We start from the raw sequence: 26,948 nt of genomic DNA on the forward strand, positions 1-26,948 counted from the left end.
GCCGTCACTCCCCCGGACCCCTTGGCCTGTGCTCTCACCGGCCTGTTGGACACCCGGCAGGTCCGGGACGGAGCCGGTACGACCATCCCGGACCTCAGGTAACACCACCCCGATCGGCCTCTCGCCGCACAGCACACCCGTACGTCCGGCATCCTTGTGATGAACGTGATTGATCGCACTGTTTGAGCCGTCCGGCAAAATGGGGGAGCGATCCCCTGGCTGGTCGACATAGGAGAGAGACTCGTGGACGACGTACTGCGGCGTGCCCCGCTCTTCGCGGCGCTCGATGACGAGCAGGCCGCGGAGCTCCGCGCCTCCATGGGCGAGGTGACCCTCGCACGCGGTGACGCACTGTTCCACGAGGGCGACCCCGGTGACCGGCTCTACGTCGTCACCGAGGGCAAGGTGAAGCTGCACCGCACCTCCCCCGACGGCCGCGAGAACATGCTGGCCGTCCTCGGCCCCGGAGAGCTGATCGGCGAGCTTTCGCTGTTCGACCCGGGCCCGCGCACCGCCACCGCCACCGCGCTGACCGAGGTCAAGCTGCTGGGTCTGGGTCACGGAGACCTCCAGCCCTGGCTGAACGCCCGGCCCGAGGTGGCGACCGCGCTGCTGCGCGCCGTCGCGCGGCGCCTGCGCAAGACCAACGACCAGATGTCCGACCTGGTCTTCTCCGACGTTCCGGGCCGCGTGGCCCGTGCGCTCCTCGACCTGTCGCGCCGCTTCGGCGTGCAGTCGGAGGAGGGCATCCACGTCGTGCACGACCTCACGCAGGAGGAGCTGGCCCAGCTCGTCGGCGCGTCGCGCGAGACCGTGAACAAGGCCCTGGCCGACTTCGCGGGACGCGGATGGCTCCGCCTTGAGGCTCGCGCGGTGATTCTTCTGGACGTGGAGCGGCTGGCGAAGCGGTCCCGCTGACGTTTCCCGTCTCCGTTGAGGGGTCCTGCCCGGTCGGGCGGGGCCCCTTTTCGTGCTCCTGCGGCGACGTTCCGGGGGCTGCCCCCGGCTCCGCCCCCGCCCCCGCCCCGCGCCTCAAAGGCCGGCAGGGCTGATTTCGGCTGCGCAGAAGGCACAGTGGACCCATGGAGCACAGAGGCCTCGACACGTACGGGTACTTCGAGCGCGAAGGCTCGCTCGGGCAGGTGCAGACCGAGTTCCGCCCGGTCGTAGCCGCCGCGCGGGAGCGCATCGGGGACGCGTACGGGCGACGGCTGCACAGCGCCTACCTGTACGGGTCGGTGCCGCGCGGGACGGCCCGGCCCGGGCGGTCCGACCTCGACCTGCTGATCGCCCTGCACCACGAGCCAGGCGGGGAGGACCGCGACACCACCGAGGCACTGGCGCGCGGCCTCGACGAGGAGTTCCCGGAGATCGACGGGGTGGGGGTCCTGCTGTACGGCAAGGACCGGCTGCTGAGCGAGCGGGAACGTTACGACCTCGGCTGGTTCCTCGCCGTCCTGTGCACCCCGCTGCTCGGCGCGGACCTTGCCGAGCACCTGCCCCGGTACCGTCCGGACAGCCTGCTCGCCCGCGAGACCAACGGCGACCTGGCCGAGCTGCTGCCCCGGGTGCGCGAGCGGATCCGGGCGGCGGCCACGCCGGAGGAGTACCGAAAGCTGTGCCGCGGCGTCTCGCGGCACCTCGTACGGACCGGGTTCACCCTGGTCATGCCGCGGTGGGGCGGCTGGACCAGCGACCTGACCGAGTCGGCGGAGGTGTTCGGGCGGTACTACCCGGAGCGCGCCGAGCAGATGCGCGCCGCGGCCGCCGCAGCGCTGGACCCGGTCGCGGACCCGGCCGTGCTGCGCGCCTACGTCGAGGACCTCGGGCCGTGGCTCGCGGACGAGTACACGGCCCGGCACGGGGCGAAGACGCCCCGCCCGGCGGGCTAGGACCCTTACGGCCCGTTCAGTCCGGGGCCCCGGGGATCAGCCCGTGCTCCTTCAGGTACTCCAGCTGCGCGCGTACGGACCACTCCGCGGCCGGCCACAGCGAGCGGTCCACGTCCGCGTAGACGTGGGCGACGACCGCCTCGGGCGTGGTCAGGCCGTTCTCCACCGCCGTCTCGATCTGTGCGAGGCGGTGCGCCCGGTGGGCGAGGTAGAACTCCACCGCGCCCTGCGCGTCGTCCAGGACCGGCCCGTGGCCCGGGAGCACCGTGTGGACCCCGTCGTCGACGGTCAGCGAGCGCAGCCGGCGCAGGGAGTCCAGGTAGTCGCCCAGGCGCCCGTCGGGGTGCGCGACGACGGTGGTGCCGCGGCCCAGGATCGTGTCGCCGGTCAGGACCGCCCGGTCGGCGGGCAGGTGGAAGCAGAGCGAGTCCGCGGTGTGGCCGGGCGTCGGAACCACGCGCAGCTCCAGACCGCCCGTGCGGATGACGTCCCCGGCGGCCAGCCCCTCGTCGCCCAGGCGCAGGGCCGGGTCCAGGGCGCGGACCTTCGTCCGGGTCAGCTCGGCGAAGCGGGCCGCGCCCTCCGCGTGGTCGGGGTGGCCGTGGGTCAGGAGGGTGAGCGCGACCCGCTTGCCCGCCCCCTCGGCGGCGGCGACGACCGCGCGCAGGTGTACGTCGTCCAGCGGCCCGGGGTCGATCACGACGGCCAGGTCGGAGCCGGGCTCGGAGACCAGCCAGGTGTTGGTGCCGTCGAGGGTCATCGCGGAGGCGTTCGGGGCCAGGACGTTGACCGCGCGGGCGGTGGCGGGCCCGGAGGCGACCATCCCGCGGGGCTGGCCGGGCAGGGCGGCGGCATCGGTCATGCGGGGGCTCCTCCCGGGTGCGCGGGGCCTCGGCCGGCGGGGCCGGAGCCCGGGGTGCCGGGCGCCGTGAGGCGGACGCGCTTGGTGAACTCGTCGTGGCCCGGCCAGCTGAGGACGAGCTCCCCGTCCGTGAGGGTGGCCTTGGCGAGGACCGGGGTCAGGTCCTGGGCGCCGGCCGCGGCGAGGGCCTCCGCGGGGCTCCCGTACGGCTCCAGGGAGCGCAGGGTGGTGATGGTGGGCGGCATCATCAGCAGCTCGCCCTTGTCGTAGCCGGCGGCGGCGTCGGCGGGGCGGATCCAGACCGTGCGGTCGGCCTCGGTGGAGGCGTTGCGGGTGCGCTGGCCCTCGGGGAGGGCCGCGACGAAGAACCAGGTGTCGTAGCGGCGCGGCTCGAACTCCGGGGTGATCCAGCGGGCCCACGCGCCGAGCAGGTCGGAGCGCAGGACCAGGCCCCGGCGGTCGAGGAACTCGGCGAAGGACAGCTCACGGGCGACCAGGGCCGCGCGGGCGGCCTCCCAGTCCTTGCCGGTGGTGTCGCCGACGACGGTGTCCGCGGACTCGCCCGCGAGCAGGACCCCGGCCTCCTCGAAGGTCTCGCGGACGGCTCCGCAGACGATCGCCTGGGCGGTGGCGGGGTCGGTGCCCATCCGCGCGGCCCACTCGGCGCGGCTCGGGCCGGCCCAGCCGATGAGGTGGTCCTCGTCGCGGGGGTCCACACCGCCGCCGGGGTACGCGTAGGCGCCACCGGCGAAGGCCATCTCGACCCGGCGGCGCAGCATGTGCACGGCGGGGCCGTCGGGGGTGTCGCGCAGCAGCATCACGGTGGCGGCGCGCCTGGGTTCCGTCGGGGTGAGGGCGCCGTCCGCGAGGGCGCGGATCCGGTCGGGCCACTCCGGCGGGTACCACTGACCTCCGGCGGAGGTCTCTTGCTGACCGTACTGACCATTCGGCATGGCGGGATGCTACGGGCATCCGGGCCGATGTTCGAGGGGTGGCCTCCGCGCACCGCCCGAAAGACCCGGGGCTCCGCCCGGACCCGGCACCTCGAACGCCGGAGGGGCCGGATCGGCCCTGCGGGCGGATCCGGCCCCTCCGGGGCAGACGGTGAGGTGAGGTCAGGCTCCCGGGACCAGTTCGACCTGGATCTCGATCTCGACCGGGGCGTCCAGCGGGAGGACCGCCACGCCGACCGCGCTGCGGGCGTGCACGCCCTTGTCGCCGAGGACCGCGCCCAGCAGCTCGCTCGCGCCGTTCAACACGCCCGGCTGGGCCGTGAAGTCGGGGGCGGAGGCGATGAAGCCCACCACCTTCACGACGCGCGCGATCTTGTCGAGGTCACCGATGACGGACTTCACCGCGGCGAGCGCGTTCAGCGCGCAGGTCGCGGCCAGTTCCTTGGCCTGCTCCGCCGAGACCTCGGCGCCGACCTTGCCGGTGACCGGCAGGTTGCCCTTGACCATCGGGAGCTGGCCCGCGGTGTACACGTAGGCGCCCGACCGGACGGCCGGCTGGTACGTGGCCAGCGGCGGGACGACCTCGGGCAGGGTCAGGCCGAGTTCGGCCAGCTTCGCCTCGACGACTCCGCTCATGCCGCCTTCTCCCGCTTCAGGTAGGCCACGAGCTGCTCGGGGTTGTTCGGGCCGGGGACGACCTGGACGAGCTCCCAGCCGTCCTCGCCCCAGGTGTCCAGGATCTGCTTGGTGGCGTGGACCAGCAGCGGGACGGTCGCGTATTCGAACTTCTTGGTCATGGGAGCGAGCGTAGTGCCTGCCGTGCGGGGCCCCGCCACCACCGCCGCCGCCCGGGAGGAATTAGGCTCGGGCCCTGTGAGCAGGCTCCAGGTGGTCAGCGGCAAGGGCGGCACCGGCAAGACCACGGTCGCCGCGGCACTCGCGCTCGCCCTCGCACGCGAGGGCAGGCGGACTCTTCTGGTGGAGGTCGAGGGCAGGCAGGGCCTCGCCCAGGTCTTCGGGGCGGAGGCGCTCCCCTACGAGGACCGGAAGATCGCCGTCGCCTCGGGCGGCGGGGAGGTCTACGCGCTCGCCATCGACGCGGAGCGGGCCCTCCTCGACTACCTCCAGATGTTCTACAAGCTCGGCTCGGCCGGCCGCGCCCTCAAGAAGCTCGGCGCCATCGACTTCGCGACGACCATCGCGCCGGGGCTCCGGGACGTGCTCCTGACGGGCAAGGCCTGCGAGGCGGTCCGGCGCAAGGACAAGAGCGGCCGGTTCGTCTACGACCACGTGATCATGGACGCTCCGCCGACCGGGCGGATCACCCGCTTCCTGAACGTCAACGACGAGGTGGCGGGGCTGGCCCGGTTCGGGCCGATCCACAACCAGGCGCAGGCCGTCATGAAGGTGCTCAAGTCCCCCGATACGGCCGTGCACCTGGTCACCCTCCTGGAGGAGATGCCCGTGCAGGAGACCGCCGACGGGATCGCCGAACTGCGGCAGGCGGGCCTGCCCGTGGGACGGGTCATCGTCAACATGGTCCGGCCGCACCACCTCGACGAGGACGCCCTGCGCGCCGCCGCCGGCGAGCGGCGCGCCGAGGTCTCCGGGGCGCTGTCCCGGGCCGGCCTGGGCAGCGCCCGGCGCGGCGGGCCGGCCGACCGGCTGGTGGACCCGCTGCTCGCGCAGGCCTCGGAGCACGCGAGCCGGGTGGAGCTGGAGCGCGCCCAGCGCACCGTCCTGTCGGGGCTGGACGCGCGGACGTACGAGCTCCCCATGCTCGGCGCGGGGATCGACCTGGCCGGGCTCTACGGGCTCGCCGCGGAGCTGCGCAAGCAGGTGGGCGAGGAATGAACGGGGCCGGGACGGTGGAAGCGATGACGGAGGCGAAGATGGACGCTCCCCCTCGGCTGGACGTCGACCGGCTGCTGGACGATCCGCAGACCCGGATCATCGTGTGCTGCGGGGCGGGCGGGGTCGGCAAGACCACGACCGCCGCGGCGCTCGGGGTACGGGCGGCCGAGCGCGGCCGCAAGGTGGTCGTCCTGACCATCGACCCGGCCCGCAGGCTGGCCCAGTCGATGGGGATCGACTCGCTGGACAACACCCCGCGCGAGGTGAAGGGCGTCCGGGGCCCCGACGGCGGCGAACTGCACGCCATGATGCTCGACATGAAGCGGACCTTCGACGAGATCGTCGAGGGCCACTCCGACCCCGAGCGGGCGCAGGCCATCCTGGCCAACCCCTTCTACCAGTCCTTGTCGGCCGGCTTCGCGGGCACGCAGGAGTACATGGCGATGGAGAAGCTGGGACAGCTGCGGGCCCGGGACGACTGGGACCTGATCGTGGTGGACACCCCGCCGAGCCGCTCCGCGCTGGACTTCCTGGACGCGCCGGGGCGCCTGGGGTCCTTCCTGGACGGGAAGTTCATCCGGGTGCTGATGGCTCCGGCCAAGGTGGGCGGCCGGGCGGGGATGAAGTTCCTCAATGTCGGCATGTCGATGATGACGGGCACGCTGAGCAAGCTGATGGGTGCCTCGCTGCTGAAGGACGTACAGACCTTCGTGGCCGCCATGGACACGATGTTCGGCGGCTTCCGCACCCGCGCGGACGCGACCTTCCGGCTCCTCCAGGCCCCCGGTACGGCGTTCCTCGTGGTCTCCGCGCCCGAACCGGACGCGTTGCGCGAGGCCGCGTACTTCGTGGAGCGGCTGGCCGCGGAGCGGATGCCGCTGGCCGGGCTCGTACTGAACCGGGTGCACGGCAGCGACGCCGAACAGCTCTCCGCGGAGCGGGCGTTGGCCGCCGCGGAGAATCTTGAAGAAGGCGGCATTGTGGATCAGGAGTCCGGGAAAGCTGGACTTCGTGACTCCACGGAGACCGATACGGAGACCGACACCGACACCGACACCCGCACGGAGCGAGAGACCGGCGCCGACCCCGTAGAAGCCGCCACAGACGCCACGGACGCCGACGCGGACGTCGACGTGGACGTGATCACGGCAGGACTGCTCCGCCTGCACGCGGAGCGCATGCAGGTCATCGCGCGCGAACAGCGCACGCGTGACCGCTTCACCTCGCTACACCCCGAGGTGGCGGTGGCCCAAGTGGCCGCCCTGCCCGGCGACGTACACGACCTCGCCGGGCTGCGGGCCATCGGAGAGCGACTCGCGACCGGGGTTCCGGCCGGAGCGTAGGCGTTCCTACGACGTGGTGCCCGGGTGGTCTACCCGGCTGCCGCGTACGTCTCGTACGGAACGCCCAACTCGTCCTCGTCATCCATGGTGAGGATGCCCGTACTGCGCTCGTACTCCGTGCGTGCGGTTTCGAGCAGGCGCCGCCACGAGGTGACGGTGGGCCGCCGGCGCAAGAGCGCACGTCGTTCCCGCTCGGTCATTCCGCCCCACACTCCGAACTCGACACGATTGTCGAGCGCGTCGGCCAGGCACTCGGTCCGCACCGGACATCCGGTGCACACCGCCTTGGCCCTGTTCTGTGCCGCTCCTTGAACGAACAGTTCATCCGGATCGGTAGTGCGGCAGGCTGCCTGCGCACTCCAGTCGGTAACCCAGCCCATCCCGGCGCCGTCCTCTCCCGAATCGAGGCTCCCCCACGGCGGTAGCGGCATATTCACCGCTGCCAGTTGAGGACGTTACGGAAGGCGGGCACAGTGCAACACCCCCGACGGGCCCAATCTTGAATGGTCCGAACGGACTATGGGTAAGCGGCAGATCACCCGACGGAGTGATCCTGCGACATGCCCGACCATTCCGGCGATTTGGGTGAAATCGGCGGGGCAGCCTGATCACAGGGGGCGAGATTCGGACATGCGTCCACCCCATTCGGGAAGGGTGAAAAACAAGCCGAGGGGTTGATGTCCCACCGCACTGCTGTGACAGTTGAGAACAGCTTAGGCCAAGGCATTCGCGCGTGTCCGGCGAATGAGAACGTAGGCTGCCCTCCATGGGAAAGAAGCGCTCGGGCGGCGGGCTCACGGGGCCACAGCAGGCCGCCAAGTTCCTCGGTGTGTCCGTTCTCTCCGGAGTTGTACTTGCGGGCATCGCGATCCCGGGCGCCGGCGCCCTGGGACTCGCGGCCAAGGGCACGGTCGAAGGGTTCGATGAGATCCCGGCCAACCTCAAGACACCACCGTTGAGCCAGCGCACCACGATTCTGGACTCCGAGGGTGGCTTGATCGCCACGGTCTATTCACGTGACCGGCAGGTGGTGCCCATCACGGCCATCTCCCCGTACATGCAGAAGGCCATCGTCGCGATCGAGGACTCCCGGTTCTACGAGCACGGCGCGATCGACCTCAAGGGCATCCTGCGTGCGGTCAACCGCAATGCCCAGGAGGGCGGCGCGGCGCAGGGCGCGTCGACGCTGACGCAGCAATACGTGAAGAACGTCTTCGTCGAGGAAGCCGGCGACGACGAGACCAAGGTGCGCGAGGCCCAGGAGAAGAGCCTCGGGCGCAAGATCCGCGAGCTGAAGTACTCGATCCAGGTCGAGGAGGAGCTCGGGAAGAACAAGATCCTCGAGAACTACCTCAACATCACGTACTTCGGGCAGCAGGCGTACGGAATCGAATCCGCCGCCCAGCGCTACTTCAGCAAGCCCGCCAAGGACCTGACCCTGGACGAGTCGGCGATGCTGGCCGGCGTCGTGCAGTCGCCGAGCCGGTACGACCCGGTGAACGACTCGCAGGAGGCGACGAAGCGCCGCAACATCGTCCTCCAGCGCATGGCGGACATAAAGGATATTTCGCAGGACGAGGCGGACGCCGCGAAGGCGAAGCCGCTCAAGCTGAAGGTGACCAAGCCGAAGAACGGCTGCATCACCGCAGTCAAGGGCGCCGGCTTCTTCTGCGACTTCGTGCGGAACACCTTCCTCGACGACACCGCCTTCGGGAAGACCCGCGAGGAGCGGGCGAAGGTCTGGAACCAGGGCGGCCTGACGGTCCGCACCACCCTGGACCCGCAGTCGCAGGACTCCGTCAACGAGTCCATCAAGGACCACGTGGACCAGGACGACAAGGTCGCGACGGCCGTCACCCTCGTCCAGCCCGGCACCGGGCGGGTCCTCGCCATGGGCCAGTCCAAGCCGTACGGCTTCGGCAAGAACGAGACCCAGATCAACTTCTCGGTGGACAAGAAGATGGGCGGCTCGAACTTCGGCTTCCCGACCGGCTCCACCTTCAAGGCCTTCGTCGCGGCAGCGGCCCTGGAGGGCGGACTGCCGCCGACGAAGATGTACCAGTCCCCGTACGACATGGACTACCCGAGCCCGGTGAGGACCTGCAGCGACAAGCCCTGGGTCAACACCGACAGGGCCAAGGTGGAGAACGAGACCGAGTCCGAGGTCGGCCCGTACGGAATGAAGGAGGCGATGGCCAAGTCGGTCAACACCTACTTCGTGGAGATGATCTCCGAGGTGGGCCTGTGCCCCGTCACCGAGATGACCACCAAGCTCGGCGTGATCCCGGCCAACGGCGCCAAGCTCCCCGAGGTCCCGGCCATCGCGCTCGGCAGTGAGGGCATGTCCCCGCTGACGATGGCCAACGCCTACGCCACCTTCGCCAACCGCGGCGTGTACTGCACCCCGGTCACCATCGAGTCGATCACCGACTCGCACGGCAAGGCCCTGACGGTCCCGAAGTCCAAGTGCGGCCGCGCGATGACCGAGAGGACCGCCGACACCATCAACACGCTGCTGCTCGGCGTGGTCGACTCCGGTACGGGCCAGCAGTCGGGTCTGAAGGACCGGGAGAGCGCGGGCAAGACCGGTACCACCGACAGCCGCTACAACGCCTGGTTCGTCGGCTACACCCCGAACATGTCCGGCGCGACCTGGGTCGGCTCCGGCGGCGCCAAGCAGGTGTCGATGGAGAACATCACCATCGGCGGCCAGTACTACGACAAGGTCTTCGGTGGTGGCCTGCCCGGCCCGATCTGGAAGCAGGCCGTCTCCGGCGCGCTCTCCGGCCGCGAGGCCCCGAGCTTCGTCACGGTGAACATCCCCGACACCCCGACCCCGACCCCCGGGGGCAAGCCCAGCGGCAAGCCGAGCGGGAAGCCCAGCGGCAAGCCGGGCCGGGGCGGCGACGGCAAGCCCGGTGACGGGAAGCCCGGCAACGGGCGGACCGCCGGTCAGACCGGCGGAACCACCGGCGGGGACACGGGCGGCACGGGCGGGGACGACCCGCTCGGCGGGATCACGCTCCCGCCGGGCGTCATCGGCGGCCGCGACTAGGCGCCGTAGGCGTTTGGGCCCGCAGGCCTCGCAGGCCCGTAGGCCTCGTAGCGAAATCGGGGAGGGCCCCCACTGATCCGCATCCGGATCGGTGGGGGCCCTCCTGCGTTCCCCTGCCGGGGACCGCGTACGTACGCGTACTCGTCACGCGTACTCGTACTCGTCACGCGTACTAGGACAGGTGCTTCTTGACGGCGGCGGCGACGCGCCCGCCCTCCGCCAGACCCGCGACCTTCGGGCCCACGATCTTCATCACGGCGCCCATGGCCCGCGGTCCCTCGGCCCCCGCCGCCTTGGCCTCCTCGACGGCCTGCGCCACGATCGCGTCGAGCTCGGCCTCGCCGAGCTGCTTGGGCAGGTAGGTGTCGAGGAACTCGCCCTCGGCGGTCTCCCGCGCGGCCTGCTCGGGACGGCCACCCTGCGCGAAGGCATCCGCGGCCTCGCGGCGCTTCTTCGCCTCCTTGGCGATCACCTTGAGGACTTCCTCGTCGGAGAGCACCCGGGCTTCCTTGCCCGCGACTTCCTGGTTGGTGATGGCCGAGAGGGTCAGGCGCAGCGTGGACGAGGCGAGCTCGTTGCGCGCGCGGATGGCGGTGGTGAGGTCTTCCTGGAGCTTGGCCTTGAGCGTGGTCATGTCCCGAGTCTGCCAGGTGCGGGGGCTCCGGCGCCCGCCGGTTTCCCGGCGGGGTTGCCGGGTCTGCGAACATATGGGCATGCGTGCGCGTTACGGAGTACCTCTGAAGGTCACCGCCGGGATCGCCGCGGCGGGGGCCGCCGGTCTGGCCTATGCCGCCGGTTTCGAAGCCCGGTCCTTCCGCCTGCGCCGGGTCACGGTCCCCGTGCTCCCGCGAGGGATGCGCCCGTTGCGCGTCCTGCAGGTCTCGGACATCCACATGGTCGGCGGGCAGCGCAAGAAGCGCGCCTGGCTGCAGTCCCTCGCCGGGCTGCGCCCCGACTTCGTGGTGAACACGGGCGACAACCTCTCCGACACGGAGGGCGTGCCGGAGGTGCTCGACGCGCTCGGCCCGCTGATGGACTTCCCCGGCGTGTACGTCTTCGGGTCGAACGACTACTACGGCCCCCGGCTGCGCAATCCCGGCCGCTACCTGCTGGAGAAGACGCAGGGCCGGCACGGGCTGAACGGCAACGCACCGGTCGTCGGCGCCGTCCACAACCCGTGGGAGGGAATGCGGGACGCCTTCGACGCGGCCGGCTGGGTCAACCTCACCAACACCCGCGGCCGGCTCAAGCTCGACGGCCTGGAGCTCGCCTTCACCGGCCTGGACGACCCGCACATCAAGCGCGACCGGTACGCGAAGGTCGCGGGCGGGCCGGAGACGGACGCGGACTTCTCGATGGCCGTCGTGCACGCCCCGTACCTGCGCGTCCTCGAAGCCTTCACCGCCGACCGGTACCCGCTGATCCTGGCCGGCCACACGCACGGCGGGCAGCTGTGCATCCCCTTCTACGGGGCGCTCGTCACCAACTGCGACCTGGACACCAAGCGGGTGAAGGGCCTCTCCACGCACGAGACGCAGGGGCAGCGCGCGTACCTCCACGTATCGGCGGGCTGCGGGACCAACCGCTTCACCCCGGTGCGCTTCGCGTGCCCGCCCGAGGCGACACTGCTGACGCTGACCCCGAAGGCCTGACGCGGTCCGGCCCCGCCCGCCGGTACGTTGACCGGATGATCACATCCGGCGCATTCCGCCTCCCGGCCACCGTCGCCTTCCGCGCGCTGATCGCGGCCGCGGCCGTCACCGGCCTGGTCATCGAGTGCGCGTACGGCAGCGTGCCCGTCGTCCTGAGCTTCTTCACGATCTGGACGAACATCCTGGTCGCGGTCACCTTCGGGCTCTCCGCCTACCGCGTGTACCGGCGCGAGCCGGACGTTCCCCCCTTCTGGCGGGGCGGGGTGCTCCTCTTCATCCTGATCACCGGGCTGGTCTTCCACCTGGTCCTGGCCAACCCGTCGAGCCCCTTCAACGCGCTGGAGGACCTGGACAAGCTCTCCGGCGCGAAGTCCGTCTCCAACCAGCTCCTCCACACGGTCACCCCCGTCGGCGCCGTCCTGGACTTCCTCTTCCTGACCGCCCCGCGCACCCTGCGCCCGCGCTACGCCGCGCAGTGGCTGGCGTACCCCCTGCTCTACGTGGTCTTCGCGCTGGTCCGCGGCGCCCTGCTCTCCCCCGACGTCCCGTCGCGGTACACGTACCCCTTCATCGACGCCGCCGAGTACGGCTACGCCCGGGTCGCGCTGAACGCAGTGGCCTTGGGCCTCGCCTTCTACGCCCTCGGCCTCGCCCTGGTGGCGGCGGACCGCTACCGGCCGCCGCGCGAAAACCGGATTTCGTCTCCGGCCGAGGGTCCGCTAAAGTAATCGATGTCGCCAGGGCAGCAAGCGCTGCAAGGGTGGACATCGGGGTGTAGCGCAGCTTGGCAGCGCGCTTCGTTCGGGACGAAGAGGTCGTGGGTTCAAATCCCGCCACCCCGACTTCGTAAGACCAGGTCAAGGGCTTGATCCGCATCGCGGGTCAGGCCCTTCCTGTGTTTCTGGAGCCGTTCTCCGCGCACCCGCCCAGTGGTTCGGGTGTTCTCACCGAACCTGAGGTCCTTGCCCGTGCCTTCCTTTGTTGCTTCCCTGTCCGCGCGGTCCGCGTGGCTCTCGCCGAAGGTGCTGCGGACCGAGGTGCTCGGTGGGCTGGTGGTGGCGCTGGCGCTGATACCCGAGGCGATCTCGTTCTCGGTGATCGCCGGGGTGGATCCGGCGATCGGGCTGTTCTCGTCCTTCACCATGGCCGTGGTGATCTCCGTCGTCGGTGGGCGGCCCGCGATGATCTCCGCCGCCACGGGTGCGGTGGCGCTCGTGATCGCGCCGCTGAACCGTGAGCACGGGCTGGGGTACCTCATTGCCGCGGTGATCCTCGGCGGTGTGTTCCAGATCGTGCTCGGGGCGCTCGGGGTGGCGAAGCTGGTCCGGTTCGTGCCGCGTTCGGTGATGGTCGGCTTCGTCAACTCCCTCGCCATCCTGGTGTTCATGGCGCAGGTCCCCGAGATGCGGGACGTGCCGTGGGCCGTGTACCCGCTGCTCGCCGGCGGGCTCGGGCTGATGGTGTTCTTCCCGAAGGTCACCAAGGCGGCACCGGCACCGCTCGTGTCCATCGTCATCCTCACGGTCGTCACCGTGGCCGCGGGGATCGCGGTGCCGACCGTCGGGGACAAGGGGGCGCTGCCGTCCGCGCTGCCGGTTCCCGGTCTGCCGGACGTGCCGTTCACCCTGGACACCCTGACGCTCATCGCCCCGTACGCGCTGGCCATGGCGGTGGTCGGGCTGATGGAGTCGCTGATGACGGCGAAGCTCGTCGACGAGATCACCGACACGCGGTCGAGCAAGACGCGTGAGTCCGTGGGTCAGGGCGTCGCGAACATCGTCACCGGGTTCTTCGGCGGCATGGGCGGCTGCGCGATGATCGGCCAGACGATGATCAACGTGAAGGTGTCCGGGGCGCGGACCCGGCTGTCGACCTTTCTCGCCGGTGTGTTCCTGATGGTGCTGTGCATCGCCTTCGGGCCGATGGTCTCCGAGATTCCGATGGCCGCGCTCGTCGCCGTCATGGTGATGGTCTGCTTCGCCACCTTCGACTGGCACTCCATCGCTCCGAGGACGCTGAAGCGGATGCCGGCCGGGGAGATCACCGTCATGGTGATCACCGTGGTGTGCGTGGTCGCCACTCACAACCTCGCCGTGGGTGTCGTCGCCGGGTCGGTCACCGCGATGGTCGTCTTCGCCAAACGGGTCGCGCACCTGGCGGACGTCACCTCGGTGAGCGATCCCGAGGGCGGCATGGTGGTCTACTCGGTCACCGGCGAGCTGTTCTTCGCCTCGTCCAACGACTTGGTCGGGCGGTTCGACTACGCGGGCGACCCCGGCAAGGTCGTCATCGACCTCTCCGGGGCCCACATCTGGGACGCGTCCTCCGTCGCCGCGCTCGACGCCGTCGAGGAGAGGTACCGCCGGCGCGGCAAGAGCGTGGAGATCACGGGGCTGAACGAGCACAGCGCCCTGCTGCACGGAACCCTCAGCGGTGAGCTGTCAGCGGGTCGCTGACAGGCCGCGTCAGCCTGCGGGGCGTCCCGTCCAGGGGTCCGGGCCGGGGTCGCCGCCTTCGGCGCGCAGGGCGAGGCGGTCGACGTAGTGCTGCCAGAACTCCGCATGCGCCTCGCAGGCCTCCGAGGTGGGCAGGCCGGTGTGGAGGAGGTGGAGAACGGTGCCCCTCGGGGTGGGGTCGAGGGCCGGTTCGAGGGTGATCTCCAGGTGCGTGGAGCCGGGCGCCACGGGTGTGTTGCCGCCCTCCCAGCCCCAGGTGAGGGCGAGCCGCTGCGGGGGGTCGACCGTCAGGAAGGTGCCGGACGCCACGTTCTCCCCGGTGACGCGGGTGCGGTACGGGCCACCGGGCTCGAAGGAGAACGCACCGTCGCCGCCCATCCAGGACAGCCACTTGTCCCGGTCGGTGAGGAAGCCGAAGACGGTTTCCGGGCGGGCCGCGATGCGGCGCTCCAGCGTGACGGTGTCCATCGGGGTCGCGGGAGTGGTCATGGTGGCCAGTCTCCCGCGACGGCGTGGCGGTGCGGCGGCGGCTCGGCGGGCGGCTCGGCCGAATGCGGGCCGGCCCGGTGGTCGGCCCCCGGGGGTCAGCCGGTGATCTCGATCTTCCCGTTGAGGGCGGGGGTCTCCCGGGCCGGGGAGGCCTTCGGGGCGGCCAGGCCCTTCAGGAGTTCGGACAGGTCCACGCCCGTGGTGGAGCTCAGGAGCTCCATGCCCTGGGCGACGTTGTCGGTGACCGTGCGGGAGAGCTTGCTCGCGCCGTCGGTGGAGATGACGGTCATCTTGTCGATGGCGGAGAGCGGTTCGGCGGCCTTGGCCACGACCTGGGGCAGGGCCTCGACCATCATCTGGATCATCGCCGCGTCGCCGTACGTCTCGAAGGCCTCCGCCTTCTTCCGCATGGCCTCGGCCTCGGCCGAGCCCCTGGCCAGGATGGCCGCGGCCTCCGCGTCGCCCTCCAGGCGCACGGCCTCCGCGATCGCGGCACGGCGGGCCCGCTCGGCCTCGCCGCGCTTGGCGCCCTCGATGGCCTCGGCCTCGGCGAGGGCGGAGCGGCGCTGCTTCTCGCCCTCACCGGTGAGCCGGGCGCGCTCGGCCTCGCCCTGGGCCGCGGCGATGGCCGCGAGGCGCTCGGCCTCGGCCTGCTTGACGCGGGCCACCCGCTTGGCCTCCGCCTCCTGCTCGGCCTCGTAGCGGCGGGCGTCGGCGGGCTTGCGGACCTGGGTGTCGAGCTGGCGGTCGGTCAGGGCGGCCTGCCGCTCGGCCACCTTCTCCTGCTCGCCGAGGATCTGCTGCTGGCGGTCGGCCTCGGCCAGCGGACCGGCGGCGTTGGCCTGGGCGGCCGCCGCGTCGGTCTCGGCCTTGATCTCCGCCTGGCGGAGATAGAGGGTGCGCTCGGCCACCGCGATCTCCTCCTCCGCCTTCAGGCGGGCCTGCTCGGCCGCCCGGCGGGAGTTGGCCTCGGCGATGTCGGCCTCCTGCTTGGCGCGGGCGGCTTCGGGACGGCCGAGGTCTTCGAGGTAGGAGCCCTCGGTGGTGATGTCCTGGATCTGGAAGGCGTCCAGGACCAGGCCCTGCCCGGACAGGCTGGCCTCCGCCTCCTCGGCGACCTGCCCCGCGAAGGCGGCCCGGTCCCGGATGATGTCCTCCACCGACATGCGGCCCACGATGGCGCGCAGGGCGCCGGAGAGGACCTCCTGGGTGAAGCCGACGATGCCGTCCTGCTGCTGGAGGAAACGCTGGGCAGCGGCCCGGATGGCGTCCTCGTTGCCGCCGACCTTGACGATCGCGACGCCTTCGAGGTTCGCCTTGATGCCGCGCAGGGTGACCGCGCCGCGCACCGCGATGGGGATGTGACGGCTGGACAGGTCGAGGGTGTAGCGCTGCTGCACGAAGGGGACGACGAAGACCCCGCCGCCGACCACGACCTTCTGGCCGGTGGTGTCGGTGGATATCCGGCCGGTCTCCGGGTCGGTGGAACGCTTGCCGCGCCGGCCGGTGATGATGAACGCCTCGCTGGGTCCGGCGACCTTGTAGCGCGTGACGACGACCAGGGCGAGCAGGACGAGGAGTACGACGACTCCGACGACCGCGGTGACGACTGGGCTCATGACAGATCCCCTCTGCCTCCCCCGTGGGAGCAGATCGGTGATGTTGGTGATGGCGATGTTGGTGGTGGTCTGATCCGACGGCTCGGGGTGGTCAGTGCTCGACGGGGCGGACGCTGACGGAGGTGGACGACGGGGCCGCCGTCACCCACACCTCCGCGCCGCGGGCCAGCGGGCCCTCGGCGGTCGCCGCGTACTTCACGGGCTGGCCCGCCAGGCGCAGGAGGACCTCGCCGTAGCCGGGGACCGGGATCGCGGTGACCACGGTTCCGGTCGAGCCGACGAGGGAGTCCTGGTGCGGGGCGGCCCCGCTGCGGTCCCGCATCAGGGCGCGGCTCAGGCGGTACGTCGCCCAGCCCGCGCCGGCGCCGGCAAGCGTGCCCGCGGCGGTCGCCGGGACCGGCCCGGACCCCGTGGTCCCGAGCACGATCGCCCCGGTGAACCCGAGCATCGAAACGAAGCCCGCGAGCACCGGAAGGGACAGCCAGCCGTCGAACAGTCCGTCGAGCGCGCCGTCGAAGATGCCTTCCAGCACCCCGTCGAGCAGCAGGGAGAGGGCCAGCAGCACAACTCCCGCAATGCCGAGACCAAGAAACAAGCCCATGGACACACCTCCCGCCCGCGTGACGTTTACGCCGGACACCGGCATCGTTTCACCGGAGGGGTGCTTCGCACATTGCCTGCCTTCGGCAATCTTTACGCCTCTTTGACGCAGGGGACCGCCTTCACGCGTCGCCGTCGGGCCAGCCCAGCAGGCGGGCTCCGATCACGGCGGTCTGGAGCGTGTAACGGTTCAGCGGATCGGCCGGATCGGCCCGGGTGAAGGTGTGGATGCGGTCCAGCCGGTACGTCAGGGCGCGCACGCTGAGCGAGAGGCGCCGGGCCGCCTCGGTGGAGACGCAGCCGCTGTCGAAGTACGCGGTGAGCGTGTCGAGGAGCGGCCGCGCGCCGCCGCGGGCCGCGCGGAGCGGGCCGAGGGTGCTCTCGACCAGATCGGCCATGGCCTGCCGGTCCCGGGTCAGGACGGGGAAGACGAGCAGGTCGGCGGCGTGCAGCACCGGGCCGTCCAGGTCCATCCGGCGGGCCAGGTCCAGGGCGTTCAGGGCCTCCTCATAGGAGTGGACGACCCCGCCCGGGCCCGGGTGCGAGCGGCCGATCCCGACGCGGCCGCCGTCGGTGGCCGCGTGCGCCCGCTTCGCGAAGTGCGCCAGCACCTCGGGCTGGTCCCCGGGGGCCACGCAGATCAGCCGGCCCTCCTTCGTGGTCAGCAGGATCTGCCGGCCCGGGAACCGGGCGAGGACCGCCGACTCGATCCCGCGCGCCACGGGGTAGCCGTCACCGTACGGCTCGGGGCCGGTGGCCACGGCCACGCCGTGCGACTGCGAGAGGCGCAGCCCGAAGCGTTCGGCGCGCTCCGCCAGTCGGCCCAGGTCGCTGCCGCCGTAGAGGAGGTCGTCGATGAACTCCCGCCGGGCCGCCTCCTCTTGGCGCACCGCCTGCTGCTGGGCGCGTTCGTAGCCCTCGACGAAGGCGTCCACCGCCTGCTCGACGGCCGACAGGAGCGGGCCCGGTGCGGGCAGGGGCCGTACGAGCTGCGCCGCGGCCAGGTGTTCGCGTATCAGGGACCGGAGCGACAGCCCGGCCTCCGCCGCCCGCTCGCCTTCCGCGCGGCGCGACTCCAGCTCGTCGCGGGTGAGTCGGCGGCCCGTGGCGCAGGCGGCGACGAGCATGTCGGCGTACCCCGCGAAGCGGTCCTCCGGTGCTTGCGGTCCCGCCACGCTCTTCCCCCCGATTCCCGCGCGCCCGTGGCGCGTACTCGATACGGGGACAAGGGTCACACGGTGGTGAGGGCCGCCGCTCCGAAGGAGACGTCGAAGCGGTCGCACCAGATGGTGACGCTGCCGTAGTCCGACGGGTTCACGTCGGCCGGGAGCGCGTAGTTCTGGTCGCCCTTGTTGCCCTTGAGCTTGCCCAGGCTGACGTACTTGCCGTCGTCGAACACCCGCCAGCCCGCCGTGCCCTCCTTCACCTGGGCGTCCGTCAGCCAGACCCGCAGGTCGGGGCCGTTGCTGGTGTCGAGGTTCTCCAGGCGCAGGGTGTGAGAGCCGTCCGCGAGGCGGATGAGCTTCACCGTGCCGGAGGTGGCGTGCTCGTGGCTGATCAGCGTGCCCTGGGCGAGGGTTCGGGGGGTGACGGGAGCGGCTGTGGCGGCCGGGGTGGCGCCGGGGGTGGTGGCCGGGGGCGCGGATGCCGCGGGGGACGCCGCCGGGAGGGCCTCGTTGACCGTGGCGTCCTGCCAGAGCTTCCAGGGCTGGAACCAGTACAGGCCGAGGCCCAGCAGGAGGGCCGCCGGGAGGGCGAGGACGGTCAGGAGCCTGCGTACGCCCCGCCTCTTCGCCGGGTGCCGCGGCTGGTCCTGCGGCTGGTTACGCGGCTCGTCTCGCGGCTCGTCCCGCGGCTCGTCTCGCGCCGGGTTCTGCGTCACTCGTCGGGCCCTTCCTCGCGTTCGGCCGGCCGGCCGTCCTGGACATTCAACGCGCGGGCACGGGGTGGGACCAGGCCCGGCCGGATGACGAAAGGCTTACGTCATCCGGCCGGGTGGGGCCGTACCCGTCAAGTCGGGCCCGTCAGGTCGGGTCCGCGGGTCGGCCGGCCAGGTCGGCTCAGAGGGTGCGGAGCTTGGTGGTGAAGACCTGGTTCGCGACCTTGTCGCCCAGGACGAGGCCGTCCGCGGCGTCCCACGGGTAGTGGACGCCGAGCCAGATGCGGCTGTCGGCGTCCTCCTTGGCGGCCGCGCTGAAGCTGGTGAAGTGACGGGTCTTGACCAGGGCCTGCGGATCGTCGGTGGTGAGGTCGAAGGAGAGGGTGTCGCTGCCGAAGTAGCGCTTCATGACCCCGGCCCAGGCGGCGCCGAAGGAGGCGTGGCCGGAGACGTACGCGGGGAAGCAGGGGCTGACGTTGACGCCCGTCGGGCTCTTCAGCAGCGGCTTCCACTGGGGGTCGAGGCCGCCCTCGCGGACCGCCGAGACGGGCCGCCACAGGTCGATGGGCGTGGCGAACTTGGCGTCGCGGACCGCGATCCCGGTGTCCGCCATGGCGAGGGAGACGAGGGCGAAGAGGCGGGCGTTCGCGTAGACCCCGAGGCCGCGGGCCTTGGCGACCTCGCGGGTGGCCTGGAGCATCTGGCCCGGCGGCTTGTAGGTGCCGTTGTTGTCGTTGGCCCAGAACCAGGCCGCGGCGAGCTGGTCGGGGGTCCGGTTGACGACCGGGGTGGCGGCCGTGGGCTTGTCGGCGCCGGCCCGGCGGACCGCATCGACCTGCCGCTTGTACTCGTCGCTCGCCACCAGGGCCTCGTACGAGCCGTACTGGGTCAGGGTGGTGGGGCGGAACTGGGAGCCGGAGGCCAGCGAGAACGGCTTGACCTGGCCGTAGAACGGGCTGACCGCGTCACTGTCCTCGTCGCAGGAGGCGTCGGGCATGTCCGGGTAGCTCGTCGGCCGCCAGGCGCCCGGCTTGTTGTCCCCCACGTAGACCTGGGGGTTGTCGGAGCCGTCGCCGGTGCGGGCGTCGGTCATCTGCTTGACCATCGGGCCGACCACGGAGAGGTCCAGGAAGTCGCCGGAGGTGGGCTCGGTGCCGAAACGCTCGCGGAAGCGCGCGTCGAGGTACTGCGTCTGGTCCGCGTAGCGGCTCTGCTTGTTGCCGTACAGGCCGAGGAGGATGTTGTAGGCCGTGCGGCCGATGACGCGCTCCTCCTCGTCCGGCCCCTCGGCCCAGCCCACGTAGTTCTCCGCCTTGATGTAGGGCTCCGAGGTGATCTTGCCCTTCCACTTCAGCTGGTACGAGGACTCCGCGTCATAGATCGCGGCGTTCATCATCGCGGCCGATCGGGCCAGCGGGACGGGCCCGCCGCCGACCCGGCGGAAGACGTTCTGCAGCACGTCGTTCCAGTAGTGCACGGGGTCGGCTATCGACTGCGCCGGCAGCGCCGCCTGGGCGGGCTGCGGGGCCGCGACGAGGACCGTTCCGGTCGCGGCCAGGACGACGACGGCCGCGAGGGCCCGGTACCGGAGCGTGCGACGGGGGGTGCTGATGATCTCGAACACGGCTCGACTCCCTTTGACCACATGCGTGTTGATCACCACGGGAGGTGGCGGCGCGATCATGACCCGGAGCGGACCGGGGCGCTTGTAGAAAACGGAACGCCCCGGCGGAATGGCCGGTCCCGCCCGGCTGGGCGGCGTGAACCCGCCCGTGCCCGGCTGGAACCGCGAGCCCCTTCCAGCCGACCAACTCCACGCGGAGAGGCGACCGGTGACAGCGGAAGGGCGTGGAATGGGCGGGCTGGACGTGCGGATGGAAGGGGTGGGCTGCCGGCACGGGCGCATCGAGGCCGTGTCCGGCGTCGACCTGGAGATCGCCGCGGGCGAGCGCGTCGCACTGACCGGCACCAACGGATCGGGCAAAACCACCCTGTTGCGCGCCGTGCTCGGGCTGCACCCGCAGGTCAGCGGGAAGATCCTGGTCGGCGGCCGCACGGGCGACCCGGTCTGGCGGCGGCGGGCGTGCGCGTGGATCCCGCAGAAGCCCGCCGCGGGACGCTTCCCGCTGCTGGGCGGCGAGCTCCTCGCCAGCAGCGGGGACCCGCACGCGGCCGCCGAGGCCGCCGGCCGGCTGGGGGTGGGCCCGCTGACCGGTCGGCCCCTGCACACCCTGTCGGGCGGGCAGTTGCAACGCATGTACCTGGCCCGGGCGATCGGCTGCGTGGCCGCGGGGGCCGGCGTACTGCTCGCCGACGAACCGACCGCCGCCCTGGACTTCGCCGGGCAGGACGAGGCCGCCGACGTCCTGGCCGCGCTGCCCGTGACGCTCGTCGTCGTCACCCACGACCGGGCGCTCGCGGAACGCTGCGACCGGGTCCTGGAGATGGCCGCCGGACACGTGCGGGAGATCCGGTGAGCGCCACCCTCGCGGCCGCCTCCCTCGCGAGCGCCGACCTCGGCACCCTGCTGCAACTTCCACCCGTGCAGCGGGCGGGCTTCGCCCTGCTGCTCGCCGCCGTCGGGCTGCCCGTGATCGGTGTGGTCATCGTCGGGCTGGACATCATGCCGGTGCGCTTCGCGATGATGCACGTGGCGCTGCTGGGCATCGCCGTCGGGCTGCTCACCGGACTGGACCCCATGCTGTGCGCGCTGGTGGCCTGCGCCCTGGCCGGAGCCGGGGTCGCCCCGCTGGCCCGGACCCCGGACGGGCTGTCCGGGGCGATGGGGCTGCTGATGAGCCTGGCGATCGCCGCCGCGCTGCTGCTCCTGGCGGTGTCCGGGGTGAACGCCTCGGGGGCGTTCGCACTGCTGTGGGGCTCGATCCTGTCCGTCGGCGGCGCCGATCTCGTGGTGCTCGGCGTCCTGGCCGTCCTCGTGCCCGGCCTGTTCTGGTGGCGGCGGCGCGAAGTGGCGCTACTGCTGTACGACCGTGAGCTCGCGCAGTGTTCGGGCGTGCCGGTCCGGGCGCTGACCACGGTCCTGATGGTGCTCGTCGCGGTCGCGGTCGCCGGAGCCATCAAGCTCACCGGCGCCCTGCTGGTCGACGCGCTGACCCTGTTGCCCGCCCTGGCCGCGCGCCGGCTGGGCACCTCGCTGAAATCGATCACCGGATGGGCGGTGGGCATCGGCGTCTTCGTGAACCTGACCGGCTTCCTCATCGCCCTCCGGCTGGACTGGCCCCCCGGGCCCGTCCTCGTCCTGACCGCGGGGGCGCTCGTCCTCGCGGTGCACCTCGTACCCGAACGGAGAATCCGCTCATGGCGCCCCGAACCCGCGTCCGCAGCAGCTCGGCCCGCATCGCCCTCCTCCTCGCACTGACCCCGGCACTGGCCCTGGTGGCCGGCTGCGGCACCGAGGACGGGAAGGGCGGCGGTGGCGGCGCCTCCGCCGGGGGCGGCGCGCCCTCCCGGACGACCGTCGTCGTGACGACCACCTGGGAAGGCGCCTTCGCCAAGGCCGCCGGCGCACAGGACGTCAAGGTGATCGTGCCGCAGTCCGTGCACCACGCCCCGGACTACGACCCCAAGCCCTCCGACCTCGCGGCCGTCGCCGGGGCCGACTTCGTGCTCTACGCGCCCTTCGAGCCGTACGCCGCGAAGATCAAGGAGGCCGCCGGGTCGAAGGCGGAGCTGGTGGAGGTGAACCTCGACAACGACGCCGACAAGGTCAAGGCCGAAGTCACCCGGCTGGGCGCGCTGTTCGGCACGCAGGCCGCCGCCGCGAAGTGGACGGCCGACTTCGACGCCGAGTACGGGCGGGTCGCGCAGGACGTCCGGGCCGCCTGGCCCGGCGGGAAGAGCCCGTCGGCGGTGAGCCAGGTGTTCACCGCCTGGTCGGCGAAGCTGGCGGGCGCCACCACCGTGGGCACCTACGGCCCCGAGGCGGTGACCCCGGCGCAGCTGGCCGAGCTGTCGGCGAAGAAGCCCGCGCTGGTGCTGGACAACGCGCACATGTCGACCGGGACCGTGCTGCCCGACTCCGGCGCGCGGCAGGTGCAGATCGTCAACTACCCCGGGAACGATTTGGACTTGCTGCCGGTCTACCGCAACGCGGGGGCCGCGCTGAAGGCGGCCATGGGCAAGGTGGGCGGGTCCGCGGGGTAGGGGGTAGGAGGGTAGGAGGGTAGGGGGAGGAGCCGGAAGGCGTGGGACGGGGGTGGCGCCCCCGGTACGCCGGGAGGGCGGGGCGGTCCACCGGGGCCGCCCCGCCCTCGTCTACGCGCCGACCCCGACGGCGGGTCCGGTGCGGGGGTGGGCGGCGGGCTCGGTACGGGCCTTGGCGGGCTCGGTACGGGCCTCGGCGGCGGGCTCGGCGAAGGCCCGAATGGCCCCATGGCCGGGTGCGCCGGACGCGAGGCGGGCCCGCAGCATCGCGCGGTCGGGTTTGCCGGCCGGGGTGAGCGGGAGCTCCGCCAGCAGCAGCAGGTGCTCGGGGTGCTTGCGGCGGTCGAGGCCGCGGAGCGTGAGGTGTCCGCCCAGGGAGTCGAGGCTGGGGGACCGCGCGCCGCGGGGGACGACGCAGGCGGCGAGGCGTTCGCCCATCACCGCGTCCGGGACCCCGACGCAGACGACGTCGCGGACGAGGGGGTGGGAGGAGAGCTCCCGTTCCACTTCGGCGGGGCTGATGTTGGCTCCGCCGCGGATGACGATGTCCTTGAGGCGGCCGACGACGTGCAGGACCCCGTCCTCGTCGATGAAGCCGAGGTCGCCCGTACGGACCCACCCCTCGGGCGTGCGGTACCGGGCGTCCAGGTCCGGGGAGGCGACGTAGCACATGGGGGTCATCGGGCCGCGCGCGATGATCTCCCCGATCGCCCCGTCGGGGAGCCGCTCGTGCGTCTCGGTGTCGGTGATCCGGATCTCGGCGACCCGGGGGTCGGGGCGGCCGGCGGCGACGCCCGTGCCCTCGGAGTCCGGGGTCGTCGCGCCCAGCCCGGTGTGGCAGTTGACCCCGTCGGCCGAGCCGTAGAGGTTGACGACCGGGCAGCCGAAGGCGCGGCTCGCGCTCTCGGCGGTGGTCTCGTCGAGGGGGGCGCCGCCGAGGATCAGGGCGGTGGGGGCGGGGAGCGGCTGCCCCTCTCCCCCGGAGGCCTCCGCCTCCAGCCGGTCGAGCATCATGCGGATCATCGTGGGCACCCCGAGGACGTGCGTGGGCCGGTGCTCGCGCACCGCCGCGAGGGCCGCCTCCGGGGTGAAGTGGTCGAGGACGATCAGGGTTCCGCCGTGCCGGGCGAGGGTGACCGCGGTCCCGCTCGAGCCGAAGGCGGACGCGAGCGGTACGAGGAACAGGCAGCGCGGCGGCGTCCCGTCGGGCATCAGCGAAGCGAGGAAGTTGCCGCGGCCGCCGGCGAGGGCGTTGTGGGAGTAGGCGATCATCTTCGGCTCCGCCTCCGAACCCGAGGACACCAGGATGCGGGCGGCGCTGTCGGGGTCGGGCCGGGCAGGTACGAAGGCGGCCGGGTCGGAACGCAGCAGCGCCGCGAGCCGGATCGTTCCTTCGGGCTCCGTGCCCGCCGGTCCGCCGGCCGCGATGACATGGCGCAGCGCGGGTAGTTCGGGGGCCAGGTCGCGCAGTTCGGCGGCGTGCCGGTGGCCCCGGTGCTCCACCGCGGCGATCACCGCCACGGCTTCTGCGCGGCGCAGCAGGCAGCGGGCCTCCTGGCCGCCCCGGCCCACGGGGAAGGGTAGGGCCACCGCTCCGAGGGCAGCCAGGGCCAGGTCCGCGATGACCGCGTCGCGGCCGTTGGGGAGTTGGACACCGACCACGTCGCCGGGCCGTACGCCGAGCGCCGCGAGGCCGGTGGCCAGACATCGCACCTTGCGGTCGAGCGCGGTGTAGCAGAGCTTGCCCTTGGCGTCGACGACCGCGGTGTGGTGCAGGTCGGAGATCTGGCGGGCCCGGAAGAGGCTGTAGAGGTCGAGGTCGGGACAGGTTCCGTCGACCGCCCACGAGCGGCGCAGGCCCACGGGCAGCAGATCGTGCAGTGCGACGGTCATACGAAGCTCCAGGGGTCGGGAACGGCGGGGGCACCGTGCGCGTCCCGGCTGATCGAGCCGGCGAAGCGCGGGTCTTGGGGCGGGGTGTGGGGCGGGGTGTGGGGCGGGGTGTGGGGTGGGGTGGGGGGCCGGTTGTGGGGCGGGATGTGGTGCCGGTCGTGGTGCAGGTCGGCGTGCCCGTTGGCGTGCCCGTTGTCGTGCCCCTCGGCGTGCCCGTTGTCGTGCCCCTCGGCGTGCCCGTTGTCGTGCCCCTCGGCGTGCCCGTTGTGGAGGTCGGCGAGGTCCGTGGTGACAGCGGTCGCGGTGAGGCCGCGCGCGCGGAGTGCTCGTAGGGCGTCGTCGGTGGACAGGTCCGCGAGTCCCCGGGAGGCCTCGGCCACCGCGCGGGCGTCCGCGTCGGCCGGGGCGATCCAGCCGTCGGCGGTGCGCAGGGGCGTACGGAACCCCGTGGGCCGGCGGCCGCGCTCCCCGCGCCGCACGCGGTGCAGAGCGGGGGCGGTGAGCAGATCGGCGGCGCCGAGCAGCGAGGAGTCCACGCGGACCCCCCGCCCGGTGCGCTCGCGCAGCAGCAGCCCCGCGAGGACCGCCTCGGCGCCGAGCAACCCGCCCAGCACGTCGAGCAGGGTCATCAGGGAGGGTGCGGGCGGCTCGCCCTCGGGGCGGGCCGCCTCGCCGACTCCGGTGCGGGCCTGGACCATGAAGTCCGTGCCCATCGGCGGGTCGGCGATCCGGCCCGTGCCCCAGCCGCCGGTGTACGCGTACACGAGCGCGGGGTTCACCCGCGCGAGGTCGGCGCAGTCCAGGCCCAGCTCGGCCGCCTTTCCCGGGGCCCAGTTGTGCAGGAACACGTCGGCTCCGGCCGCCAGCGCGGCCAGCCGCAGCCGGTCGGCGGGCGACTTGATGTCGATCTCCACGGCGTGCTTGCCCCGGTTCAGGGCCAGCCAGCGGGCGGAGATCCCCGAGCTGGTGGGAGGCATGCCGCGCAGCGGGTCACCGCCCGGCGGCTCGATCCGGATCACCTCGGCGCCGAGCAGCCCCAGGAGGTGGGCGGCGAGCGGTGCCTGGACGCGCCGGCCGGCCTCCAGAACGGTCATGCCGGTGAGGGGGCCGGGGGTGGGCCGGCCGGGGGTGGGCGGCGTCGGCTTCGGGCGGGCGCGGCCGCCGGGGCCGTACGGGGCCAGGGTCCAGGGGGCGGCTCCGTCGTCCTCGGCGGCCCGCTCGGCCAGGGTCCGCAGCCGGCACACCTCGGCCCCCGACGCGGCCGCCGCATCGCGGATCCGCTGCCAGCCGTGGGCCCGGGTGGTGGCGTGCAAGGCTTCGGGGAAGGGCGCGCACGCGGTGGCGTACCGGAACTGGAAGGGCCGCCACCCGGCCCGTACCGCGTCGGCCGGGGCGTCCAGGGCCCGCCAGAACCCGGCCCAGGCACTGGGATCCAGCGTCTCCAGCTCGAAGAGCGTGCCGTCGGTGGCGGTGAAGGGCGGGCCCCCGGGAGCCAGTTCGGCGGCTTCGCCCTCATCGGCGCCGCTCGCGGCGAGGTACTGGGACACGACCAGCAGCCCGGCCCGGTCCACGTACGTGTGCGGCTGCGCGGCGGCGCCCTCGCACCCCCTGGCCCGGGCCAGCAGGGCGGCGAGCAGCCCCTGCGTGGTGAGGACGGCCGTCGCGGTGGTGGCGTAGTCCACGGCGAGCCCCCGCGGTAGACCGTCGCGGCGGCCGTGCACGGCCATGATCCCGGTCGCGGCCTGCACGGTCGCCTCGTCGGTGACGCCCAGCAGGGCCGCCTCCGGGGATGACCAGCGGAGGGTCGCGGTGGCGGGGGTGTGGGTGTGGGTGTGGAGAGAGGTGGTGGCGTGGGTGCGGGTGGTTCCGAAGCCGTCGTCCGTCAACGTGATGCGGGCCGCATCGCCGCCGTCGTCCGCGGCCTGCCCGGTGTCCGGGCCGACCGCTCCCAGCAGCCTCAGGTGTTCGGCCACCGGGCCGGCGAGCGCGGGCGGTCCCGAGGTGGTGAAGCGCAGCCCGTCGAGCGGCCGAGCGGTGTGGGTGACGGCGGGTGACGCCATGCCTCTCCTCTTCTCCCGGCCCGGCGATCGGCCGGCGCCGCAGGTGATCCCGTACGGGAACCAAGGGGCGGGCCCGCCCGACCAGTTCCACGGGAAGGCAGTCGCACTGCCGTTCCCACGGGTTCCCGGCGGGCCGAGGAAAGTGGTGGAGGAGCGAGTGGTGGAGGAGCGGGTGGT

25 protein-coding genes and 1 tRNA gene are annotated in these 26,948 nt (G+C 72.4%); 12 read left to right on the forward strand and 14 right to left on the reverse strand.

Annotated elements, in window-relative coordinates; translation table 11 throughout:
• Positions 1 to 243: 243 nt before the first annotated feature.
• Both ACFYYB_RS37280 and ACFYYB_RS37285 read left to right on the forward strand, forming a co-directional pair.
• Positions 244 to 918 (forward strand): Crp/Fnr family transcriptional regulator, encoded by a 675-nt coding sequence (locus ACFYYB_RS37280; RefSeq protein WP_003981529.1) that lies wholly within the window; start codon positions 244 to 246, stop codon positions 916 to 918.
• A gap of 164 nt (positions 919 to 1,082) precedes the next feature.
• Positions 1,083 to 1,892: a nucleotidyltransferase domain-containing protein gene (locus ACFYYB_RS37285; RefSeq protein WP_389442119.1), complete on the forward strand. Its 810-nt coding sequence runs from the start codon at positions 1,083 to 1,085 to the stop codon at positions 1,890 to 1,892.
• A 16-nt stretch (positions 1,893 to 1,908) separates the two neighbouring features.
• Here ACFYYB_RS37285 and ACFYYB_RS37290 read toward each other — a convergent pair whose 3' ends face one another.
• From ACFYYB_RS37290 to ACFYYB_RS37305, 4 genes are all read right to left on the reverse strand, one after another.
• Complete coding sequence (locus ACFYYB_RS37290; RefSeq protein WP_389442122.1) at positions 1,909 to 2,754, reverse strand: MBL fold metallo-hydrolase; 846 nt, start codon at positions 2,752 to 2,754, stop codon at positions 1,909 to 1,911.
• Positions 2,751 to 3,707 carry an NUDIX hydrolase gene (locus tag ACFYYB_RS37295; RefSeq protein WP_389442124.1) on the reverse strand — a complete coding sequence of 319 codons (957 nt, stop codon included), beginning with the start codon at positions 3,705 to 3,707 and terminating at the stop codon, positions 2,751 to 2,753. The genes ACFYYB_RS37290 and ACFYYB_RS37295 overlap by 4 nt, the downstream gene beginning before the upstream one ends.
• A gap of 162 nt (positions 3,708 to 3,869) precedes the next feature.
• Positions 3,870 to 4,343, reverse strand: a complete 474-nt coding sequence (locus tag ACFYYB_RS37300) for a RidA family protein (protein WP_266906135.1) — start codon at positions 4,341 to 4,343, stop codon at positions 3,870 to 3,872.
• Entirely contained in the window at positions 4,340 to 4,504 is a 165-nt protein-coding gene (locus tag ACFYYB_RS37305; RefSeq protein ID WP_112447450.1) for a DUF4177 domain-containing protein, read from the reverse strand. Before ACFYYB_RS37305 ends, ACFYYB_RS37300 begins: the two co-directional genes overlap by 4 nt.
• 76 nt (positions 4,505 to 4,580) lie before the next feature.
• Here ACFYYB_RS37305 and ACFYYB_RS37310 point away from each other — a divergent pair, with 76 nt between their 5' ends.
• Positions 4,581 to 5,561, forward strand: coding sequence for an ArsA-related P-loop ATPase (locus tag ACFYYB_RS37310; RefSeq protein ID WP_389442129.1), 981 nt, complete (start codon positions 4,581 to 4,583; stop codon positions 5,559 to 5,561).
• A 38-nt stretch (positions 5,562 to 5,599) separates the two neighbouring features.
• Positions 5,600 to 6,904 (forward strand): ArsA family ATPase, encoded by a 1,305-nt coding sequence (locus ACFYYB_RS37315; RefSeq protein ID WP_389442131.1) that lies wholly within the window; start codon positions 5,600 to 5,602, stop codon positions 6,902 to 6,904.
• A 29-nt stretch (positions 6,905 to 6,933) separates the two neighbouring features.
• On the opposite strand, the gene ACFYYB_RS37320 is transcribed toward ACFYYB_RS37315, so the two are convergent.
• Complete coding sequence (locus ACFYYB_RS37320) at positions 6,934 to 7,284, reverse strand: WhiB family transcriptional regulator (RefSeq protein WP_327305375.1); 351 nt, start codon at positions 7,282 to 7,284, stop codon at positions 6,934 to 6,936.
• Between the two features lie 386 nt (positions 7,285 to 7,670).
• Between ACFYYB_RS37320 and ACFYYB_RS37325 the strand changes: the two genes are divergently transcribed.
• A complete protein-coding gene (locus ACFYYB_RS37325; protein WP_389442134.1) occupies positions 7,671 to 9,959 on the forward strand; it encodes a transglycosylase domain-containing protein in 2,289 nt (762 codons plus the stop codon).
• A 172-nt stretch (positions 9,960 to 10,131) separates the two neighbouring features.
• On the opposite strand, the gene ACFYYB_RS37330 is transcribed toward ACFYYB_RS37325, so the two are convergent.
• On the reverse strand, positions 10,132 to 10,593 hold the full coding sequence (locus ACFYYB_RS37330; protein ID WP_389442136.1) for a GatB/YqeY domain-containing protein: 462 nt from the start codon (positions 10,591 to 10,593) through the stop codon (positions 10,132 to 10,134).
• A gap of 79 nt (positions 10,594 to 10,672) precedes the next feature.
• On the opposite strand from ACFYYB_RS37330, the gene ACFYYB_RS37335 reads away from it, so the two are divergent.
• The 4 genes from ACFYYB_RS37335 to ACFYYB_RS37350 all read left to right on the forward strand — a co-directional run bounded on the left by ACFYYB_RS37335 (position 10,673) and on the right by ACFYYB_RS37350 (position 14,067).
• Positions 10,673 to 11,611 (forward strand): metallophosphoesterase, encoded by a 939-nt coding sequence (locus ACFYYB_RS37335; RefSeq protein WP_389442138.1) that lies wholly within the window; start codon positions 10,673 to 10,675, stop codon positions 11,609 to 11,611.
• Positions 11,612 to 11,646: 35 nt separating this feature from the next.
• Positions 11,647 to 12,339 (forward strand): Pr6Pr family membrane protein, encoded by a 693-nt coding sequence (locus ACFYYB_RS37340; protein ID WP_389442141.1) that lies wholly within the window; start codon positions 11,647 to 11,649, stop codon positions 12,337 to 12,339.
• 40 nt (positions 12,340 to 12,379) lie between these two features.
• Positions 12,380 to 12,453: transfer RNA gene (locus ACFYYB_RS37345), tRNA-Pro, on the forward strand.
• 120 nt (positions 12,454 to 12,573) lie between these two features.
• Positions 12,574 to 14,067 carry a SulP family inorganic anion transporter gene (locus ACFYYB_RS37350; RefSeq protein ID WP_389442144.1) on the forward strand — a complete coding sequence of 498 codons (1,494 nt, stop codon included), beginning with the start codon at positions 12,574 to 12,576 and terminating at the stop codon, positions 14,065 to 14,067.
• Between the two features lie 9 nt (positions 14,068 to 14,076).
• Here the strand turns inward: ACFYYB_RS37350 and ACFYYB_RS37355 are convergent, their stop codons facing one another.
• The 6 genes from ACFYYB_RS37355 to ACFYYB_RS37380 form a co-directional block, all read right to left on the reverse strand.
• The gene (locus tag ACFYYB_RS37355) at positions 14,077 to 14,556 is read right to left on the reverse strand and encodes an SRPBCC domain-containing protein (protein WP_389442146.1); all 480 of its coding nucleotides are present in this window, start codon (positions 14,554 to 14,556) and stop codon (positions 14,077 to 14,079) included.
• A 95-nt stretch (positions 14,557 to 14,651) separates the two neighbouring features.
• Complete coding sequence (locus ACFYYB_RS37360) at positions 14,652 to 16,175, reverse strand: flotillin family protein (protein ID WP_389442148.1); 1,524 nt, start codon at positions 16,173 to 16,175, stop codon at positions 14,652 to 14,654.
• 91 nt (positions 16,176 to 16,266) lie between these two features.
• Positions 16,267 to 16,776, reverse strand: a complete 510-nt coding sequence (locus ACFYYB_RS37365) for a hypothetical protein (protein ID WP_389442151.1) — start codon at positions 16,774 to 16,776, stop codon at positions 16,267 to 16,269.
• Positions 16,777 to 16,897: 121 nt separating this feature from the next.
• A complete protein-coding gene (locus ACFYYB_RS37370; RefSeq protein WP_389442361.1) occupies positions 16,898 to 17,902 on the reverse strand; it encodes a PucR family transcriptional regulator in 1,005 nt (334 codons plus the stop codon).
• 104 nt (positions 17,903 to 18,006) lie between these two features.
• The gene (locus ACFYYB_RS37375; protein WP_389442363.1) at positions 18,007 to 18,543 is read right to left on the reverse strand and encodes a DM13 domain-containing protein; all 537 of its coding nucleotides are present in this window, start codon (positions 18,541 to 18,543) and stop codon (positions 18,007 to 18,009) included.
• A 292-nt stretch (positions 18,544 to 18,835) separates the two neighbouring features.
• Complete coding sequence (locus ACFYYB_RS37380; RefSeq protein ID WP_389442154.1) at positions 18,836 to 20,278, reverse strand: vanadium-dependent haloperoxidase; 1,443 nt, start codon at positions 20,276 to 20,278, stop codon at positions 18,836 to 18,838.
• Positions 20,279 to 20,507: 229 nt separating this feature from the next.
• Here ACFYYB_RS37380 and ACFYYB_RS37385 point away from each other — a divergent pair, with 229 nt between their 5' ends.
• The 3 genes from ACFYYB_RS37385 to ACFYYB_RS37395 are packed head-to-tail and all read left to right on the forward strand — an operon-like array spanning position 20,508 to position 22,818.
• Positions 20,508 to 21,131: a metal ABC transporter ATP-binding protein gene (locus tag ACFYYB_RS37385; RefSeq protein ID WP_389442156.1), complete on the forward strand. Its 624-nt coding sequence runs from the start codon at positions 20,508 to 20,510 to the stop codon at positions 21,129 to 21,131.
• A complete protein-coding gene (locus ACFYYB_RS37390) occupies positions 21,128 to 22,033 on the forward strand; it encodes a metal ABC transporter permease (RefSeq protein ID WP_389442159.1) in 906 nt (301 codons plus the stop codon). Before ACFYYB_RS37385 ends, ACFYYB_RS37390 begins: the two co-directional genes overlap by 4 nt.
• Positions 21,973 to 22,818 (forward strand): ABC transporter substrate-binding protein, encoded by an 846-nt coding sequence (locus ACFYYB_RS37395; RefSeq protein ID WP_389442162.1) that lies wholly within the window; start codon positions 21,973 to 21,975, stop codon positions 22,816 to 22,818. The genes ACFYYB_RS37390 and ACFYYB_RS37395 overlap by 61 nt, the downstream gene beginning before the upstream one ends.
• A gap of 111 nt (positions 22,819 to 22,929) precedes the next feature.
• Here the strand turns inward: ACFYYB_RS37395 and ACFYYB_RS37400 are convergent, their stop codons facing one another.
• On the reverse strand, positions 22,930 to 24,711 hold the full coding sequence (locus tag ACFYYB_RS37400; protein ID WP_389442165.1) for a class I adenylate-forming enzyme family protein: 1,782 nt from the start codon (positions 24,709 to 24,711) through the stop codon (positions 22,930 to 22,932).
• Complete coding sequence (locus tag ACFYYB_RS37405) at positions 24,708 to 26,771, reverse strand: CoA transferase (protein WP_389442167.1); 2,064 nt, start codon at positions 26,769 to 26,771, stop codon at positions 24,708 to 24,710. Before ACFYYB_RS37405 ends, ACFYYB_RS37400 begins: the two co-directional genes overlap by 4 nt.
• Positions 26,772 to 26,948 lie beyond the last annotated feature (177 nt).

Source organism: Streptomyces sp. NPDC002886, assembly GCF_042888445.1.
GTDB lineage: Bacteria > Actinomycetota > Actinomycetes > Streptomycetales > Streptomycetaceae > Streptomyces.